The organism is Acidithiobacillus sp. TH-A35, from assembly GCF_057473505.1.
Genome location: NZ_JBYCKR010000232.1, coordinates 1 through 2,261, shown reverse-complemented (window position 1 = coordinate 2,261; position 2,261 = coordinate 1). Strand labels below are relative to the sequence as shown.

General features: G+C 60.0%; 3 protein-coding genes. All 3 read left to right on the top strand.

Annotated elements, in window-relative coordinates:
• The coding region (locus AC2VNK_RS07790; RefSeq protein WP_486883379.1) for an NFACT RNA binding domain-containing protein at nucleotides 1-1,026 on the top strand (1,026 nt) is incomplete at its 5' end.
• Between the two features lie 131 nt (nucleotides 1,027-1,157).
• Nucleotides 1,158-1,385: a hypothetical protein gene (locus AC2VNK_RS07785; RefSeq protein ID WP_291520664.1), complete on the top strand. Its 228-nt coding sequence runs from the start codon at nucleotides 1,158-1,160 to the stop codon at nucleotides 1,383-1,385.
• Between the two features lie 64 nt (nucleotides 1,386-1,449).
• On the top strand, nucleotides 1,450-2,261 hold an 812-nt coding region (locus AC2VNK_RS07780), incomplete at its 3' end, for a DoxX family protein (protein WP_486883378.1).

The following is a 2,261-nucleotide window of genomic DNA, read 5'->3' as shown; positions in this document are numbered from 1 at the left end:
AGTGCTACCACCTGGCTGCGCCGCGTCGCACCCCGTTATCGCCCGCAGCATACGGCCGAGCAGCAGGCCATGCAGGAGGCCTGGTCGCAGCGCGCAGATCCCTGCGCGCCCTGGTGGCGGTCTTCGGCGGAAGCCCGTAAACCCGTCCTCTACCCCTTGCCCCTGCCCGACTGGGCGCCGATGCAGGAGATTTCGGCACAGGAGGCGCTACGCTTTGTGCTCCCTGCCGCTCACCCGGAGCCCTCAGCACAGGAACGTGCTCTCGCCTTGCAGCGGGAACGTCTGCAGCACCGCATCCAGAAAATGCGCCAGGACATGGCGCGCTGGGAGGACCCGGAGGTGTATCGTACCCAGGCATTCGCCCTCTTCGCCCTGCCCGACACGATGGCGTCAGTCACGCAGATCAGCGCCCCGGACCACACCAGCGCAGCGGGTGCGCTCCTGACTATTGCCGTAACACCGGGCAAGTTTCTGCACCGGCAGGCGCAGTGGTATATGCAGCAGGCGCAACGCAGTCAGCGCGCACAGCGGGAAATCACCAGCCGCCTGCAAGAGGCGGAGAAGCTGCTGAAACGCCTTGCGGGTAGCGAGCCACAGCCACCGTCCTTAGATGGTTCGGCAACCCACACGTCGCCCACGTCAGGAAGCCCGGCCAAAAAAGAGAAACCGGAGGATGCCACATTCAATCAAACCGTCATCGACGGCTTCACGATCCTCTGGGGTAAAAATGCCAGGGAAAATGACCGCCTGACCTTTCGCACGGCCAAGCCCTGGGACCTGTGGTTTCACATTCAGGATTTAGGCGGCAGCCATGTGGTGCTGCGCCGGGAGAACAGTCAGACGCCGGTGCCCGAGCCGGTGCTCGCCGCCGCCGCGCGCATTGCCCTGCAGCAAAGCCAGTCCCGCGCCATCAGCGGCGAGGTGGACTGGACGGAAATCCGCCACGTCCACCGCAAACCGAGCGGCGGGCCCGGACAGGTGACCTACCGCCACTTCCAGAGCATCCGCGTACGCCGCGACGGCTGATCGCTGCCTAGCGTTACTAAAGTTTGCCGTTATACATGGCCAATTCGCTCTGGCACAACGATTGACTCAAAGGTAGAGCATGGTCACAGTCTGTGCGATGCTGTCAGCAAGCCTGAACTGAAGAGGTACCCATGCTATTGACAACTTACGGGGCCACGATTGTAACGCTGATGATGCTGTTTTACGCCTTCGAATCGCGCTCGCACTGGTTCACGCTGGCTTTTGCGGTGGCCTGCCTGGGGTCTGCGGTATATGGATTCCTTGCGGGTACCTGGCCCTTTGGGATCGTCGAGAGTATCTGGTCGCTGGTGGCGTTGCGCAAATGGCAGGGAGTTCGTGTCCGGATTCCACTTCAATGAAAGCTCATGAGCGTCGCTCACCGCTCTCTGCTTCCCCTCGCCCATTTCAGCAAGGTTTCGTGACGTGTCGCTGAACACCAGCAGCGATCGGCTCCGGATGGCAGCCGGTGGCATCCGGTGGTTGCTGGTACCGATGGGAAACATCGGCACCGTTTACCATGTGGTGCAGCGATCGGTTGGACCCATGGCGGATCTCCTGATCCGGTTATGGCTGGCGAAGGTCTTCTTTGTGTCTGGTGTGTTAAAGATTTTCGATCTGAGCGTCGCGCCCTATCTGTCTAATGTTGCCTATCCTGTGCCTTGGGTAGAGCCGCTAAGTCCCACCTACCTGGGCGCAGCGATACAGATGGTCATCCCGGTATTACTCGCGCTGGGGTTGGCAACACGGTGGGCAGCATTGTACATGCTCATTCTCGTGCTGGTGGTCCAGTTCAACTACCTCGCTATCGATATCAACCTGTACTCCGCTGTGCTGTTTGGGTGGTTCGTGATATGTGGCGCGGGGCCTTTGTCGCTGGATCAGCTTCTCGCGCGCGGATTAGGAGATACCGCGCTGCCTTTCGCCACTATTCTGACCCGCCTGGCAGACGCCATCACACGGTATCTCAAGCCATACTATCAATTATTGATACGTCTGTGGCTTGGTTTGGCACTACTGGCGGCAAGCACGGGAGTTTCAATACCGACCGGTCTGGTACAACTACTGCCAGAAAAATCGCTGGCTCATTTTGCACCAACGCCTGCGATAGCGCTGGTGTGTGCGGTGCTCGTCGCTTTCGGCTTTGTTGCCCGCCCCGCCGCGCTGGTGCTTATCATGAGCGTTGTCGGTATGCATATAACCGGCTCGGATGGTCCGGCGGATGTATATTTCGTGAT

Excerpts from the sequence above, each read along its gene's own strand:
- AC2VNK_RS07785 (WP_291520664.1), top strand. The coding sequence starts at position 1,158 with ATGCTATTGACAACTTACGGGGCCACGATTGTAACGCTGATGATGCTG.